We start from the raw sequence: 15,314 nt of genomic DNA, 5'->3' as shown, positions 1-15,314 counted from the left end.
GGCTCATTCCCCCTTGCGCCCCAGCTCAAACCACACGTCAATAATGGCTTCCTGAATGGTCTTTCCCGGGTGTTCTGAACATTTCAGGGCTACCGCTGAAACGATACCGTCAAAGCCAACTTTCTGGCCAACCTGCGGGTATCGGTCGGAAATATGAAAGGCCGTATCAGCGGCTGAAACCGTGTTCATCCCGCTGACCATCCCGGCGATATAAAGATCAACAGGGGTATGTTTTTCCTTGCTCCAGTCCGCACACTTTGCCGGTACCGGATCAAACGTAACTGGTGACGCCGCAAGCGCCATCTGAGGGGCCAGCATGAATATCACGCCCCAAAACCTTATCTTCATGCCTGGCTATTCCTCTGACATTGCCGATTATCTGCGCATCAATCCTTATCATCCCACGACCTTTCCCAAGCACCGATAAACAGACGTGCGACCAATTCCCAGCCGTCGGGCGATCTCGGTCGGGCTGATCCCCTCCGCGCTCATTGCATGGATCTGGTCGCGGTCGATGGATGGCCTGCGCCCCTTATAGACACCGCGCTCCTTGGCCGCCGCGATCCCTTCCATCTGGCGCTCCTTGCGGAGGTTGGTCTCGAACTCCGCGAACACCCCCAGCATATCGAGGAACGCCTTGCCGGCCGCCGTGCCGGTATCGACGGGCTGCTCGGTGCATTGCAGTTGTGCCCCCTTGGCCTTCACCTCAGCGATGATGGTTTGCAGGTCAGCTATGGAACGGGCCAGCCGGTCTATGCGCGTCACCACCAGAACATCACCCTCCCGGAGGAAGGCCAGCAGCGTTTCCAGTTCGGACCGCCCTTCCCTGCTCGTGCCGGATTTTTTCTCGACGCGGATCATGTCGCACCCGGCGTTGGTGAGTGCTTCCTCCTGCACGGCAGCGTTCTGGTCGATGGTCGAGACGCGGGCATATCCGTATCGCATGGTGTGATCCCTAAAAGTGTTCCGTTTGGGTCTAGACCTTCATCCATAATGTTCCATTTGCAATTGGACAACCCTAATGGAACACGGAAAGCCGCCATTCGGGTGTTCCGCTCCGTTGCACCGTATCGGTATACCCTTCTGGAACACACAGACGCACCGGGAAGCACCGGGACATATCATCCGGGCTTCATGCCCATTCCGGGGGATCACTTCTTCAGCCACCCGCAATTTTTTCATTCCCTAAAACGCGCGCGCGAGGCCAGCCCGTCTATGTGGCAGGCGCAGTATCCTTGTGGGTCATTGCAAGTAAGGTGCGGGCTACAAGGAACAAGCTTTCCGTGTTCCTGTTCCCAACCAGCCACGGCGGCACGGGTCGGTTGGTCTTACCTGATACTCAGCGGAGGCCAGCCCCCCTGCTTCACACTCGCTATGGCGGAGGTCGTCTTGCCCGGCTGTATGATGCCACGCAACTGCAGCACTACCTCGGCCAGCATCCCCATAACCTCCGGCGACACGTCTGCCTTCACGGGTGCGTCCGGCTTGGCATGGGCCCTATCCAGCCTATCCGCCAGACGCCCGACAGTGCGCTCAAGGTCAAACAGCCGGTATTCTATCCTGTCCAATCGCTCACTCTGTTCCACCTGCCTGAACACCGCGTCGCGAATGTATTGGGACTGGTTCGCCCCACACACCGCATCGAGGTCCATTTTCTGCTGTTCGGTCACTTTGAAGGTGATGATTGGCATGGAAAATCCTTGTTCTCGACCTGCCTAAAAGGACGGGTCAAAATTTATTACCCGTGTTGGCGGTTTCCCAAGGAAAAATGCCGGTCTGGTATTAAACTTTTTTCCGTTTCTGAGCGGCTTTGATTTTTTATCATAGGTTTTTCAATGCCTTACAGTCCATCAGGACTGCGTATTGTGTATAGACCAGATTAAGGACACAAAACGGAGACATATTTGAAAAAGCACCCGCCACCCAGCACAATGGCCTGAAACATAGTCCCCATCCCCTGAGCGGAGCGACCTGCCCATGCCGATCAAGCGAAAAGCCGTCGCCGTGATGCGCAAGCGACTGCCGTGGATCGAGCGCAAGATGCAGGATGGATACAGCCGGGAAGCCGTCTGGGAGATGCTTAGGAAACAGGAGCGGCTGTCCCTCACGTTCAGCTCATTCATCACCACCCTGGCCCGCGTCCGGCAGGAGCATGAACTGACCCGGCCGAAGCGACAGGTCATTCATCGCAAGCGCGCCACGGTGGCACGGGAAGCAACTGCTCCCACACAGAACGATCAGGGCACTGAAGCCCAGCCAACCGAAATGCCCATGACTGGTGATGAGGGGGCCGCCATGACGGAGGTGCCCACGAGCAGCGAACCTCCCTTGGTGGACCATTCGACGTTGCCTGATGCGCCCGAAGCTGACGAGGCCACCGACGAGAACAGAGAAGGCAAACGGAAGGGATTTTTCAGCCGCTTGTTTGGTGCATAGGGAGACGCGACAATGGATGGTGCATTACCGCGCTGGCTAGATCGAAAGGCACTGGCTCATTACCTTTCAATCAGTCCCAATCGTGTTCGCTATCTTCAGCAAGCAGGAAAACTGCCACAGACGAATTATCACCTCGGCCCACGCTCGCCGCGGTGGGACAGGCATGAAGTTGATAAAAAAATGCTTGAAGGCAGCGACACTGCGAAAAAAAAGCAAGACATGGACGCTATTGTTGCCAAGATTTGTGAAGAAAACCGCAATTATAGACACCGGCATAAAAAGTGACGGAAAGGCGCGCGCCTGCTGGCAAATGTAGACATTGAAAGCGCCGTTCAGAACGCAATGGCTGCCCGTGCCACCCGCACATTGGTTTCGCAGGATCTCATCATCAGGGAACTTGCCCGGGTATGGTGCGCCCCTTCACGCTGCGGATCAGGTGCGTTTCATCCTTGTCGCTCATGATGCAATCCTTGCGGGTGCGCCGTCAGCCCTCTCACGGGTATCCTGTTCGGTGACCGGCACAGACCCGGTCGGTGGGTGGCAGGTCCGGCAGCGCCATCCTTGCGGGCGCATCATCTCGCGCCACCACAGCGTGCCGCGACAGCACTGGCAGACCGATCCCTCCGGCACCGGCTTACCCTCCGTATCGACCCATGACGCGGGCCTACGATTGGCTGGGGCATCCACGACGTAAGGTTCAACATCAGCCGTCACTGTCCGTCGTGGCGGGGTGATGCGATATTCGGTGTATTCTTCATCCCATTCCACGGACCATCCACGTGCCAGGCTATCGACGGCAATCACCACCGCCCGGCGGCTTTCACCCAGCCGATGCAGGAAACGGGTTTCAGTGGCTTCGGGTGACAGCTTGCCGGACAGGCGGGGATGCCCGCACCGCACGACGACCGACACGCCGTAATGCCGGGCCTCCCCCAGCAGCGCCATGGCGGAACCGGTCAGCGCCGCCCTGCGCTCGGCATGGGTAACACTGGACAGGTCAATCCCCTCCGCCGGAGGTGACGGCATGACAGGAACCACATCGACCGGCTGGGGATCATTGGCGGGTGGCATTGCCATTTCTGGCACCTGCTCCGGTGCCAGTTGGGGCAGCAGATCGGACACCCAGTCCGACAGGTTACGGCTCACCATATGCCGTGTTCCGGCCCGACACATGAAAAATACGGTGTTCCACGTGTTCCCGGTGTTCCATGCCGATTTAATGGCGGTAAACAGCCATATTTTCCGCTTTGTGCTGGAACACGTAAGCAGATGCCAACGTGTTCCACGTGTTCCACCACCCCGGTTTTTGCCGCATCTGGAACACGTGGAACACCGGCGAAATTGCGCGGTGTTCCACCCTGAACATGTGATAAATGGTAGTTCTGTGCGGGTTCCAGAGAGATGGAACACGTGGAACACATGGAACACCGCAAAAACACTGACCCGGAGCCGGACGGGGGAATGTCACGCATCGTCATCCCCCATGATCGCGCTGCTGACGACATAGACGCGTGACCGGCCCACATCGGGGATACGCACGGACTGCGACATGCGCCCCGATGGATCTGGCAGCAGGTAGCCTGCATCACACAGCGCACGGGCCGCCCGCTTGGCATCCAGCCCCTTGCACACCTCCTTGCGGAACATCTCGGGCAGCAGCAGGTATTGCCACTGGTCGCCCTCCGGCGTGCCAACACGCCGTTTGAACCCGGCACGGTAATTGGTGCGGATGTTCTCGTTGGCGACCACCTCGCCCCCGGTGTCACGACTGAGGTTGGTGAAGCGGCTTTCGCCATGCTCCTCGATAAAGGCCCTCACCTGTTCGATGGCCTGCTGGTCCTCGCTGGCCCCTGCCCCGCCACGTTCGGCCAGCCATGACTGGAAGCACGCACCCGCCGCGCGAAAGGCCTCGCCACCCTGCCAGGGCAGCACGCCATATCCGGCCGCCAGTTCACCGCCTGCCGCGATCAGGGAAAAGCGGGCCGACACGCTGCGCACCTGACCATCAGCCCCTTCGGGCAGGAAGGCATCGTCAAAGCGGGCACGGATGGCCTTGATGGCCTCAAGCAGTCCCTCCGCATCATTGCCGCGGTCCTGCGCCAGACGCGACAGGAAGGCCCGTGACGCCGTGCCATACCAGGTGCGCGAAGCCACACGCAGGTGGTCGGACAGTGCGCCGCCGGATTCCATATCGTGCAGGTTCTCGAATGCGCCCATCCCGGCCCCGGCATCGGCGGAGATGTTCACGAGGCGCACCTCCTGCCCGGCCATCGTGCGCTTGCCTGCCTCGCCCATCTTCGCGGCCAGGGTGACCTCGCCGGTCGAGAGGAAGAACACCCGCCATGTCTTGCGGGTGCGGGCATTGCCGCTGCGCCCGGCGCGCATCTTCCCGGTGTTGTTGGCCAGCATGTAGATGATGTCCCCGACCTCGCGGCTGTCGGCCTGCCCCATCTCGTCAAGGATCAGGACGGTATCGGAGGTTTCGGACGCCACGCCTTCCAGCCCGTTGGCCGTGCCGCGCCATGCACGGATCTGACCATCACGGTCGCCACGCCCCCACACGCTGCCTGCAATATAGGCGGAGGTGGACTTGCCGGACTGGGACTTGCCGACCAGATGGATGCCGCCAGACTGCTCACCTGCGATATCCAGAAGCGGCCCGGCGAAGGCTGCGGACAGGAACAGGGCAAGACGGCTGTTGCCCACGGCATAGGCCGCCACCTCGCGCTGCCATTCGGCCAGGGTGCCAGCCGTGGCGAACTCCTGCCCGATGGCGGCACGAGTGGACTGGAACACCACGGCGCGCGCACCGCTGCCCATTGTCACCCCGCCGGGCAAGATAAAGGCTGGCCCGCTGCTGGTGGCATGCCATCCGGCCCGGTCCACGCAGCGCAGGCGGGTGCGGGTCTTCACGCTGGCGATAAACTGGCGGAGGTGGCGCGTGGCGGAAATGGAGCAGTTCAGCCCGGCATCTTCCAACTCACCGGCGATCTCCTTACCCTCGCCATGCACCAGCTTCTTGGGGATGGCCCACTGGTGCGGGCGGTGGTCGCGGTCTGCCCAGCGGATCAGAAGGCCCCATGCCTGCCCGGTGCCGTCATTGGTTTCAGCCACCACATCGAAGGGCGCTGCAATCCAGACAGGGGATGGCGGCAGGTCGCCTGTGGCCTCGGGCATGAAGTTCAGGCCGAAGCGGTTCATGTAATAGCCGTGGGGCATTTCCACGTTGGGCGCGGCCAGCGGGGCCTTGTCCAGCAGCGGGCGCAGGATCTCCATATCCGGCACGTCGTCGCCCTGTGTCATGTCGAATGGCAGGTCGTCTGCCAGATCCCACCCCGGCGGCAGGCCGGTCGGCAGTTCGACCTTGCGCGTGATCCCTCCCCCTGCTTCGCGCAGCAAACGGATCACATCATCTGCCCAGGACTGACCCGCATCGTCATTGTCCGGCCAGATGGTGACGCTCCGCCCGGCCAGGGGCGACCAGTCATTGTTGGCCGCCGCCTTGCTGCCACCCTGCGAGGTCATGACCACGAAATCGGGAAACAGGCGGCCGGCCGCCTCCGCTGTCTTTTCGCCTTCCACCAGCAGCACGGGAGCATCCCCAAAGGCAGCAAGCTGGTCCAGCCCATAGAGCGGTAGCGGCTTTGCACCCTGCTTCCAGTGCCAGCCCGTCGCATCGCGGCGGTTGCCACGGTTATCAGTCCAGACCCGGCGGCCGTAGGCCAGGGGCAGCACCACCTTACCACCAGCACCGTCATCCTTGCGGAAACGGGCACAGAGCGGCTGGCCGTCCGCATCGCGGTAGACCCACATGGCGGAGGCGCCACGCGGCATGTCTGGCGCGCACGGTGCGGGGCTGACAGGTTCCCATACCTCGCGCCCATCGTCTGCGGGGGCTGTTCCCTGCCACTCGACCTCCGACAGCGGGGCAAAGGCGGTTTCAATGCCGGGTGTAAGGTCAGTGACATTGCCGAAATTATCGACGGAGGTGGCAGGCACGGGGATATGCGGATCAGGTGCGGGATCGGTGTAATCGGTAGGCATGTCGGTTTCGTTCATGCGTCACCTCCCAGCCCCAACATGGTCGCCAGACGGGCTGCGGCCTCGCCCTGGCGGATATTGAACAGGTAGGCGGCCAGCGATACGGGATCACCGCCCCGGTCGCCCGTGGCAAAGTCAGACCAGCGGCAGGTATTCATGTTCACCTTGAAGGAGCCCGGTTCGCGGTCGCCGCGCCGGGGATTGCGAGCCACCCATTCGTGGCCTTCACGCTTGCCGTCCGGCAGCCAGCGCCCCAGCAGGGCAGGCAATGCGGCCAGGGCGGCACGATTGATACGCTCGAAGTCGATACGGTGCTGGGTCATGGCTGCAGCTCCCGCCCCAGCGCCACATCGCGCATGATGGTCGCCGCGCCGACCAGCACCTCAAGGGCCTGTGGTCCGGCACGCTCCAGTTCCAGCCCCAGAAGGTGGCTCATGGCGGAGAACGCCGCGCACTGGGCAATACTGCGCCCCTCACCCAAGGGGGGAGGGTCCTGTGCGATGCAGCGTTCCAGCTGATCGAGGTAGTCGCGCGTCATGGCCCGCACCATCTGCTGGCGCGTGGCGGCGTCAAAAGCAGTGGTTTGGCTCATGCGCGCACCTCCGGCCAGACGGCCAGAAGGAGAGAATTTCCCGGATTCTGTACGGACTCCGGGTGTCCGCGCTTTTCAAGGCTCGGCATCGGCACTTTCCTATGTGCCAGCCACGAATTTAGGTGGACGAATCGACCCGGCAGTCCCTACAAACGCTGTGCAATCATTGTTTGTGTGGTGTTTCCGGGTCGCCGGTCCGCTTATCGTGGGCTGGCGATTTCCATTTCAAGCATTGTCGGGCTGCGTCAGCGAGGCGATCCATGCGGCGTAGCTGTCTGCCGTAATCCGCGTGGCCCGCCCGATCTTCACCCGGACCAGTGTCCCTGCAGCCATCAGGCGATGGACGGTGGAGCGACTGGCTCCTGTCTCCCGCATGACATCATCGATCCGCAAGAGGACACGGTCGGTCAAGGCAATCGGCATGTGTGGGAATCTCCATATCCATTGCGACACGTCAGGACGTGTCATGGACTCTGAAATATTCCCATTATCATGCAGGTTTCCAGAAAGAAGGACGGCCCGACGTTTCATCCCTTATTGGTTCTTGGACTCACCTATCTTCATGCGCCAGCACAGATGATGAAACGTCGCGTCATCAGTTATGCTCCAGATGTGTTTTTTGAAGAACTGTCCTTCTCTGATACGTCTGCGGCGCCTGGAATGCGCCATTTCTCCCAATTCACGAGACAGGGCATCCAGCGCCTCCCGGGAACTCAATCCGTCTTCGATCAGGAGGTCATATAATCTGGCTTCATGGGTTTTCTGACGAATGGATGCCAGTTGGGCAAAAGCATTGTAGCCTCGACGCGTAAAATTTAAGGCTTGTGGCAATAACGTAATGGCTTCTTTCGGCCGAACCGGGTCCGGCACCCGATCCTCGTACTTCTCGGGATAGTCCATAATTTCGCCTGCACTCCGGGTGCCATTTGCAAGATTAACAATCGCAGCAGCCGTTTCTAAAAAGAAATCCGCCATCTCGGGCATAATAATTACATCTGCGACTGTAATTTCCTCACCATCAGGACCAACCTCTAAAATACAACTTTTCATTAGATAATCATGTATTTTCATCCACATCAAAGCTGGGTTATTTATTTCATAGGCCAGCTTCAGGGTAGCTCTGAACTCCTTTCGATATTCATGGTTTGGAGTAAAGCCATAGCCATATCCGGAACCAATCACCCCCAGTTCTTCCTCATCATCAGCCATGAACAAGCCTCCTGTTCCAAACAGCCGTTACCCAAACTTCATGTTTATGAGTATTGCATGACATTCCCAGACACGCCGGGACACAATCTGGTTTATGGACCGCCCGCATAAGCAATCGGTGAATGGCTGTTTTCATGACAGGCAGTCCTCAATGGCGTGGGCATATCGACCGATCCCATCGGCCAGCCATGCCAGTTCAGTGCCGGTCTGTTTGTCCCCCTCCGCCATGCGGGCCAGTATCCCGGCCATGACGCTGATTTCCGTGGTGGCAGCCTGTATGGCCGCCAGCCGGTCGGGCGTTGCCAGGCTGGGCGGCGCTGTATGCGCGCGCCATGCCCGGTGGCAGGACGCAGAACTGCTGCCCATCGCCTCGCCTACCTCGCGCCATGACAGGCCTTCCTTGCGGAGGCGTTCAATCCGGCGGAGGTCACGGGCGGACCAGGTGCGTGCGGGGCGGCTCATGCCCGGCCCTCCGGGTCTGCGGACAGGAAAGCGATGAAAGCCGGGTCCGTCGTCAGTTCGACCCAACGAGCTTTCCCCGCCTGGGCGATGGTCTCGGCCACGTAATGCATCTGGCCCCGGGACGCGCCGCCTTCCTTCCAGATGGAAAAGCCAATGGCATAGGCTGCGCCCTGCAGGTAATCGAGCAGCTTTGCCGCCCCTTCCCCGTCTGAGAACGTCTGTTGTGCTATCTGCCAGCCTATGAACTGCAGGTCCGGCACGATCGGCGTGACCGAGGCTTCCGGGCTCTTGCTCATGGCTTCACCTCCGCCCACAGGCGCATTGTCAGGATACCCAGCGCGTTGCCAGCCCGGATCGTCCAGGCTGATAGCGGGATGAGAAACCACAGAGCTGCGTGGATCAGGATGCGTTTCATTTTGCATACCCTCCAGTCTTCAGAGCCTCGGCGTCCTCCTGTGCGGTGGCCTCCATTTTTGCGGTGAAATCAGCCAGCCAGAACACCACGCCCATCCACTGGCTCTTTATTTCCATGGTGACCTCATCGGTCATGTCCATGTCATGCGCGAGCGTGTGAAGGGTATTCCGCAAGTGCTGGGCTGTGTGCTGCTGCCAGTTGAGGGCATATTCCCCTCTCTCCGGGAAACTTGGGATACTGCTCACTTTGCCTCTCCCTTCATCGCCAGAATGTCGCGTGCCAGGCTGGCCTCTATGGTGCCCGGATCAGGTTCGGACAGTAGAAACAGCCGTGCCTTGTCCTGCAGGTCGGCAAAGGACCGGGCGGGGGTCTGAATGACCTTGAGGCGCGCTGCCTTGTAGCGGTCGGATTGGGCCCGTGCCCGGATCGTAGCTGGTTCTTTGTAGCAGCGGCGATCAGCGCCAAAGGCGGCCATTGTGGCCTTGCGGATGGGACTGGTCATTTTGCTCTCTCCCGACGTCCCTCGGGAAGGGCCAGCCATGCCATATCCAGTTCGGTGTGGAGGCGCTTTACCCACTTGTGCATCCATTCCAGAGGGACAGGCTCCGAAGCGGTGATAAGGGCATCCAGTATCTCGGCCAAAGCGCCCAAATCGCATACAACGGCATGCACGCGGGTCTGTGGTGTTTCCTCGCTCATCGGGCCACCTCCGCCAGCGCGATCACTGTGGGGTGGGGTTTTGCGCCGCCGTGACGCAGAACCTCCGGCTGGGCGAAGCCTGCCAGCGCGAGCAGGAGCAGCGCAGGGGCGATCAGCCCGGCCGCCAGATGCTCGGATGTGAGTAAGGAGTCTTTCCCAGCTTTGGGAAAAAGGAAGCCGAGTACGCTTGTACCCAGCCGAGAGCATGCCCATGTGTGTCTGGGCGTGCTATAGGCACGATTAGCCATTGCCGAAACTCCAGTTCGGTTGTGGTTAGGCCGGGCATGGGAGGGTCCAAGCTCCCTGCCCGGTCGTTCGCTCCTTGCAGAACGTCCTTCTGGATGCCACTATGTGCAGATGAACGCAAGCACAAATGGCGCTGTGGAGGACATTACATCCGCACAGGTTCGCGCCGCCCGAGGATTATTGGGTTGGTCAAGGGACCGACTGGTTAAGGCCAGTGGCGTGCCAAAACGCACTATCGTCCGATTCGAGGATGAAGTGACATCCCCCAGAAAATCAACAATCTCTGCCATCCGCGCCGCCCTGGAGGCGGCTGGGGTCGAGTTCATCGCTGAGAATGGTGGCGGGGCTGGGGTACGGTTGAGGAAGGAAATCTAAATGAGTAATTGCTTCTTTCGTCCTTTAGAAAAAAGGGACGGAACCTACAAAACAAAAACAAGCATAATTCAATCCATAAGAGAAAATATTGATTCTAATATAAAATTTCTCATAGAATATTGCTTCGATCATAAGGGATATGTAATTGTATTTGACCAAGAAATTGATGATGAAACTGCTTTCTATTTACAATTAAAGGAAATTTGTGAACCTATGCCAAATTCAAGATTTATTTATTGAAAATTACAAAGTAATAAAAGCGACTAGTGACCTTGTCTCTTCTTGAAGCGCCTAGCCGCTCATGTGGAGGCTTTGGCACCAAGGTCGGAGTAGGTGCGGATGGACATGGCAGGACGCTGTCCTTCACACTGCCGCCCGGATAGGCACATGAACTGCCGTGTGCCTATGCCCTGCTTGATAATCTGCCACACCCACCGATCCATGTCGTCTGCGATCGCGGGTATGCCTCGCACAAATTCCGTGAACATCTCTGGAACCACGGATCCCGTCCCGCCAAGGAAAAATGATCTGGAAGTCGCCTGTTCCAAATGGACTTACAGACACCGGCACCTGGTCGAAAACCTGTGGGCAATGCTCAAATAATGGCGGGCTGTCGTGACCTGATATGAGTAGACCGCCGCATCTTTATTCTTCGTCATATCTGCTACAGCAGACTATATCACGACCCAACAGGTCCTAAAAAATAATCTATTCCAAACAATTATTTGATTTTATTTTTAATGATTTTCATATTTTTTATAATTCCATAATCGGTTCGGGTAACCACAATCTCTATCGACTCATGTGTCTGATTGTGTCCTGTTATGCCTCTGCAAGCCGGAGGATAAGATGACCAAGAACTGCACGATCCAATATCGGCAGGTGAAAACCGATAATCTTGGCCCAATGTTCGATTTAAAATCTGTGGTGGTCGACGTTCTCCGTAGATCTCAAGGCCAAACGAAAATTGGTGAGAGTGCACGCCTGCGGATTATCGACTTAGACCAAGACAATAGCTTTGTTATTTTAAATAAAATATCAAATCCTGAAAGTTGGGATGAACCAGTTTTTGCAGGACAACTTATACAGTTACAAGACGGAACAGAAGTTCAAGCCGTTCTTCAGTCTTTGGATGAAGATACCAACGAATTCATTCTTCAAAACCTAGAAATAGGCAATCAAGCACGCGTTCTAAAGGGAGCGCTATATTTTGGAATAGTTGGGAATCATCTAGGAATTATCGAAGGTCAGCAAGTTAGAGGTAGAATATTAGAACGCTACCTCACTGCATTATTGCAACAGGCAGAAGAGCTTGAGCCGGGCAATTCGATTATCCTGAATGGACGTTTCCAAAGCGGCGACGGGAAAGAGCTCGCAGAATCTACAGAAATTACCGTAGCGGCTGAACGGAATAACGGGGCGCTTGTAGAAACAGCCAGTCAGGTAGTTGAGCAAGAAGCTGGCAGAATGAAGCGGGATGGAGCAACGGTTTTTGACGTGCTCAAAACTTTGGGATGGAGCCCCGAAGCAATCCGTGACCTCAAAGCTGAAGTTCCGGACGATGGCTGGATAGAAGGTTTTTTCCGGGTTTTGATCAAAAAGAAGAGGAAGCGATCCCCGATATCCAGGGCAACAATTAACGAAGCTCTTCGTAATATCGATCCTGCTGATTTAGGACTTCGTGGAGATGGCACGGAAAAAGGGGGCATCGTAAAATTAGCAACTTCTCGCCCTGTTAAGACGTCAGGATCATTGATTGATCCAGCAGATGCGATAGAACAGATTGTGAACGCCCTCCGTGAATGGTCTTTAGCAGGGAAGATAGATTGCACCTTCGAAAGTTAGGCTGGATGGCTGTGCTGGGAGCCGCGGCAATTGGCGCCCTGTTGCCTCCGGGAACCATCAAAGGAAGCGTGGGCCGTACGCTCATTACCTTCTTGGGATTGGTTTCGGCCAGCATTCTCCCAACGGTCTCTCTGATAATGGGCAGCATGACGGCGAACGGCCGTTCGGTGAGTGCCTTGAAAGCTCTGCGTGCAGAATTAGCAGCTGCAGTCGATGCATTATTTTTCATTTTAGGGCTTGTCGGCCTTATCGTTTTTACGCTCGTTGTCAGATCCCTTCAAATGCCTGACGTGCTGCGTGCCATTCCTTACGTCCACGCTATCATTGTACGTGGAAGCCAAGCGTTTGTTGTTGGTTGCACAGCCATGACCTTACTTTGCGCTACGCAAATTCCTGCGATTCTGCGGCGCTCTCTCGACATTAGGTATCAAATCGCTGTCGACGAAGCCCGGCGTAAGACCAGCGAAAACGCACCGCCCCCAGGAGAAATGGCAAAGCATTTTTCTACAGATCCGGAATTTGGAAAATCGTTTCCTCTTAGATCTCAAAACACTTCCGATCAGGAATAATGGAGAGATTTGATCGCCCTCAGCGATAACGTCTAGCTGGCCGCACGGGCCAGCATCATGTGAGGCGTAACCATCGGATCTGGCGCGATCATCGCCACCGCGGCCGTGGTGACGAAGGACGTACCGCCTTATGCCATCGTGGGCGGCAACCCGGCCCGGGTCATCAAATACCGCTTCCCCGAAAGAACCATCGAGCGGCGGCTGACACTGGCATGGTGGGACTGGCCGGAGGAAGTCATACGAGCCCGGATGCCGCTGCTGATGAGCGATAACATCGAGGGTTCCCTGCAGGCATACGAAGGTGTTCCAGGGTAGCACTTTCATCCCCGATTGCAGGAAATGGCGGAAAACCGCTGATCTTCTCAACCTACATGCCCGGAGGTGGAACACGTGGAACACCGTGCATTTTCCAACGTGTTCCACTCGGCACTTCCGAAAAACCGCAGTTCCTCTAGGTTCCTAGCGTGGTGGAACACATGGAACACGTGGAACACCCCTTTTTTGCATAGTCCGGCCCGTGTGCCGCGAATCACTATCTCTGCCCGCGAAGACATGCCATATCAGGGTTTCCTATATGTTCATGTTTGCCCGATGAGACACAGCTATGACGAGATTCAATTCACTGGAGATGTGTGCCGGTGCTGGCGGCCAAGCTCTTGGATTGGAAACGGCTGGCTTTTCGCATGAGGCACTTGTCGAGCTGGAACCTGCCCCCTGTGCGACCCTCCGCCTCAATCGCCCATCATGGAACGTCATTGAAGGCGATCTGAAAGATTTTGGTGGCACCCCCTATAAGGGGATCGACCTGCTGGCCGGAGGCGTCCCATGCCCCCCCTTCTCCAAGGCAGGTAAGCAGCTTGGGGCCAAGGATGAGCGCGACCTGTTCCCCGAGGCGATCCGACTGGTAGACGAGTGCCGCCCGCAGGCGGTGATGCTGGAAAATGTGCGCGGTCTCCTTGATGCCGTCTTTGACGACTATCGGAACAAGGTTGAAAAGCAGCTGAAAAAGCTGGGGTATGTCCCCAGCTGGCGCCTGTTCAATGCCTCCGATTATGGCGTGTCTCAGCTTAGACCTCGCGTGGTGTTCGTCGGTATCCGCAAGGATCTGGCCGAGGGCTTTTCATGGCCTGAGCCCCTGCAGACCGCCCCTCCAACCGTTGGGGAATTGCTGCATGACCTGATGGCTGCCAATGGCTGGATCGGCGCTGCCCGGTGGCGGGAACTGGCCAACGCGATCGCACCCACCCTTGTCGGCGGTTCAAAGAAACATGGCGGCCCCGATCTTGGACCCACACGCGCCAAGCGTGCATGGGCAACAATCGGCGTCGATGGCATGGGGCTTTGGGATGATGCACCAGGTCGTGACTTTGTAGGGATGCCACGGCTGACCCCACGGATGACTGCCCGTATTCAAGGGTTCCCTGACGACTGGCAGTTTTTCGGACGCAAGACGGCAGCCTATCGTCAGATTGGAAACGCCTTTCCGCCACCTATGGCAGCCGCAGTAGCCCGCCAGATCTTCGCCGCCCTGTCTGCCAAACGTATCTACAAGGTTGCATAATGAGTAAGCCTGCCGCCTTTGCTGAGGCCCGCAAGACATTCCATGCTGCCCTCCTGAAAAGCACCCTGACCATTAACAGCCAAGGCGTGGTCAGCAATGCGGACAGCAGCAACCAGACCAGTCGAAAGATTGCCAAGGGCATTGCAGAGCTTCTGAAAGCCGAGACGATCGGCGAGCGCATTGCTGGTCAGACCTCCGGCAATCAGTTTGAAAGCATCTGTGCTGATTTTGTGAAAGAAACCTTCCTGCAGTTGGAGCATCTCCGCCCCGGAGCATGGGACATCCGCCAGGTAGGCGGCCGGAACCGGTTGGAGATCGCGAAGTTTGAGCAATATGCCCATCTGGTCGCCTTGGACCGAGCCGCGAAAGCCGATGCTGAACTGGCTGCGGCACTGGGAAGCGATTACACCATCACACCTGATATCATCGTGTCCCGCGAGACGGTCAATGACAACGTAATCAACGCGCCAGGCCATTTGGTGGACGACCACGTGACAACGCTGGCCAGCCTGCGGAAGAAAAATAATGAGCTCCCACTGCTCCACGCCAGCATTTCCTGCAAATGGACAATCCGAAGCGACCGGGCACAGAACGCCCGCTCCGAAGCCCTGAACCTTGTTCGGAACAGAAAAGGCCGCCTCCCCCACGTTGTCGTGGTGACAGCAGAGCCAACCCCCAGCCGTCTTGCATCCATCGCTCTGGGAACCGGGGATATCGACTGCGTTTATCACTTCGCCCTGTATGAGCTGCAGGAGACGCTACAAGCCTTGGGCATGAATGATGCGGCCGACATGCTGGCTGTGATGGTCGATGGAAAGCGGTTGAAGGATATTTCTGACCTACCGCTGGATCTGGCTGTTTGAA

The 15,314-nt window shown here is 57.6% G+C and carries 23 protein-coding genes and 1 pseudogene; 9 read left to right on the top strand and 15 right to left on the bottom strand.

Annotated features, from left to right (window positions below):
* Positions 1–3: 3 nt before the first annotated feature.
* From QEG70_RS12030 to QEG70_RS12020, 3 genes are all read right to left on the bottom strand, one after another.
* Complete coding sequence (locus QEG70_RS12030; protein WP_308720898.1) at positions 4–348, bottom strand: hypothetical protein; 345 nt, start codon at positions 346–348, stop codon at positions 4–6.
* A 48-nt stretch (positions 349–396) separates the two neighbouring features.
* Positions 397–945, bottom strand: a complete 549-nt coding sequence (locus QEG70_RS12025) for a recombinase family protein (protein WP_308720897.1) — start codon at positions 943–945, stop codon at positions 397–399.
* A gap of 383 nt (positions 946–1,328) precedes the next feature.
* Positions 1,329–1,691 (bottom strand): hypothetical protein, encoded by a 363-nt coding sequence (locus QEG70_RS12020; protein WP_308720896.1) that lies wholly within the window; start codon positions 1,689–1,691, stop codon positions 1,329–1,331.
* 286 nt (positions 1,692–1,977) lie between these two features.
* Between QEG70_RS12020 and QEG70_RS12015 the strand changes: the two genes are divergently transcribed.
* The gene (locus QEG70_RS12015) at positions 1,978–2,436 is read left to right on the top strand and encodes a hypothetical protein (protein ID WP_308720895.1); all 459 of its coding nucleotides are present in this window, start codon (positions 1,978–1,980) and stop codon (positions 2,434–2,436) included.
* 12 nt (positions 2,437–2,448) lie between these two features.
* Positions 2,449–2,721 (top strand): helix-turn-helix transcriptional regulator, encoded by a 273-nt coding sequence (locus tag QEG70_RS12010; protein WP_308720894.1) that lies wholly within the window; start codon positions 2,449–2,451, stop codon positions 2,719–2,721.
* Positions 2,722–2,892: 171 nt separating this feature from the next.
* On the opposite strand, the gene QEG70_RS12005 is transcribed toward QEG70_RS12010, so the two are convergent.
* The 12 genes from QEG70_RS12005 to QEG70_RS11950 form a co-directional block, all read right to left on the bottom strand.
* The gene (locus tag QEG70_RS12005) at positions 2,893–3,585 is read right to left on the bottom strand and encodes a hypothetical protein (protein ID WP_308720893.1); all 693 of its coding nucleotides are present in this window, start codon (positions 3,583–3,585) and stop codon (positions 2,893–2,895) included.
* A gap of 315 nt (positions 3,586–3,900) precedes the next feature.
* Complete coding sequence (locus QEG70_RS12000; protein WP_308720892.1) at positions 3,901–6,495, bottom strand: DUF927 domain-containing protein; 2,595 nt, start codon at positions 6,493–6,495, stop codon at positions 3,901–3,903.
* Entirely contained in the window at positions 6,492–6,800 is a 309-nt protein-coding gene (locus QEG70_RS11995) for a hypothetical protein (RefSeq protein WP_308720891.1), read from the bottom strand. The genes QEG70_RS12000 and QEG70_RS11995 overlap by 4 nt, the downstream gene beginning before the upstream one ends.
* Positions 6,797–7,069, bottom strand: coding sequence for a hypothetical protein (locus QEG70_RS11990; protein ID WP_130731244.1), 273 nt, complete (start codon positions 7,067–7,069; stop codon positions 6,797–6,799). Before QEG70_RS11990 ends, QEG70_RS11995 begins: the two co-directional genes overlap by 4 nt.
* A 225-nt stretch (positions 7,070–7,294) precedes the next feature.
* A complete protein-coding gene (locus QEG70_RS11985; RefSeq protein ID WP_048855537.1) occupies positions 7,295–7,492 on the bottom strand; it encodes a helix-turn-helix transcriptional regulator in 198 nt (65 codons plus the stop codon).
* A gap of 111 nt (positions 7,493–7,603) precedes the next feature.
* Entirely contained in the window at positions 7,604–8,278 is a 675-nt protein-coding gene (locus tag QEG70_RS11980) for a hypothetical protein (RefSeq protein WP_308720890.1), read from the bottom strand.
* Between the two features lie 132 nt (positions 8,279–8,410).
* The gene (locus tag QEG70_RS11975; protein ID WP_308720889.1) at positions 8,411–8,740 is read right to left on the bottom strand and encodes a hypothetical protein; all 330 of its coding nucleotides are present in this window, start codon (positions 8,738–8,740) and stop codon (positions 8,411–8,413) included.
* The gene (locus QEG70_RS11970; protein WP_308720888.1) at positions 8,737–9,036 is read right to left on the bottom strand and encodes a hypothetical protein; all 300 of its coding nucleotides are present in this window, start codon (positions 9,034–9,036) and stop codon (positions 8,737–8,739) included. Before QEG70_RS11970 ends, QEG70_RS11975 begins: the two co-directional genes overlap by 4 nt.
* Entirely contained in the window at positions 9,033–9,155 is a 123-nt protein-coding gene (locus QEG70_RS11965; protein WP_259369275.1) for a hypothetical protein, read from the bottom strand. The genes QEG70_RS11970 and QEG70_RS11965 overlap by 4 nt, the downstream gene beginning before the upstream one ends.
* Positions 9,152–9,400, bottom strand: coding sequence for a hypothetical protein (locus QEG70_RS11960; RefSeq protein ID WP_308720887.1), 249 nt, complete (start codon positions 9,398–9,400; stop codon positions 9,152–9,154). Before QEG70_RS11960 ends, QEG70_RS11965 begins: the two co-directional genes overlap by 4 nt.
* The gene (locus tag QEG70_RS11955) at positions 9,397–9,657 is read right to left on the bottom strand and encodes a hypothetical protein (protein WP_308720886.1); all 261 of its coding nucleotides are present in this window, start codon (positions 9,655–9,657) and stop codon (positions 9,397–9,399) included. Before QEG70_RS11955 ends, QEG70_RS11960 begins: the two co-directional genes overlap by 4 nt.
* A complete protein-coding gene (locus QEG70_RS11950; protein ID WP_308720885.1) occupies positions 9,654–9,854 on the bottom strand; it encodes a hypothetical protein in 201 nt (66 codons plus the stop codon). The genes QEG70_RS11955 and QEG70_RS11950 overlap by 4 nt, the downstream gene beginning before the upstream one ends.
* A gap of 357 nt (positions 9,855–10,211) precedes the next feature.
* On the opposite strand from QEG70_RS11950, the gene QEG70_RS17020 reads away from it, so the two are divergent.
* The 7 genes and pseudogenes from QEG70_RS17020 to QEG70_RS11915 all read left to right on the top strand — a co-directional run bounded on the left by QEG70_RS17020 (position 10,212) and on the right by QEG70_RS11915 (position 15,313).
* A complete protein-coding gene (locus tag QEG70_RS17020; RefSeq protein ID WP_475704682.1) occupies positions 10,212–10,475 on the top strand; it encodes a helix-turn-helix domain-containing protein in 264 nt (87 codons plus the stop codon).
* Positions 10,476–10,715 (top strand): hypothetical protein, encoded by a 240-nt coding sequence (locus QEG70_RS11940; protein ID WP_308720884.1) that lies wholly within the window; start codon positions 10,476–10,478, stop codon positions 10,713–10,715.
* 609 nt (positions 10,716–11,324) lie between these two features.
* Positions 11,325–12,320 (top strand): hypothetical protein, encoded by a 996-nt coding sequence (locus tag QEG70_RS11935; RefSeq protein ID WP_308720883.1) that lies wholly within the window; start codon positions 11,325–11,327, stop codon positions 12,318–12,320.
* A 68-nt stretch (positions 12,321–12,388) separates the two neighbouring features.
* On the top strand, positions 12,389–12,889 hold the full coding sequence (locus tag QEG70_RS11930) for a hypothetical protein (protein WP_308720882.1): 501 nt from the start codon (positions 12,389–12,391) through the stop codon (positions 12,887–12,889).
* A gap of 36 nt (positions 12,890–12,925) precedes the next feature.
* Positions 12,926–13,204: pseudogene (locus tag QEG70_RS11925) on the top strand (CatB-related O-acetyltransferase); the annotation flags it as partial.
* A gap of 289 nt (positions 13,205–13,493) precedes the next feature.
* The gene (locus QEG70_RS11920) at positions 13,494–14,450 is read left to right on the top strand and encodes a DNA cytosine methyltransferase (protein ID WP_308720881.1); all 957 of its coding nucleotides are present in this window, start codon (positions 13,494–13,496) and stop codon (positions 14,448–14,450) included.
* Positions 14,450–15,313 (top strand): NgoMIV family type II restriction endonuclease, encoded by an 864-nt coding sequence (locus QEG70_RS11915; RefSeq protein WP_308720880.1) that lies wholly within the window; start codon positions 14,450–14,452, stop codon positions 15,311–15,313. The genes QEG70_RS11920 and QEG70_RS11915 overlap by 1 nt, the downstream gene beginning before the upstream one ends.
* Position 15,314: the final 1 nt, after the last annotated feature.

Origin of the sequence: Komagataeibacter xylinus (assembly GCF_031081985.1) — a bacterium.
GTDB lineage: Bacteria > Pseudomonadota > Alphaproteobacteria > Acetobacterales > Acetobacteraceae > Komagataeibacter > Komagataeibacter xylinus_E.
Note: the sequence above shows the minus strand (reverse complement) of the source record. Positions and strands in the feature narration are given on the sequence as shown.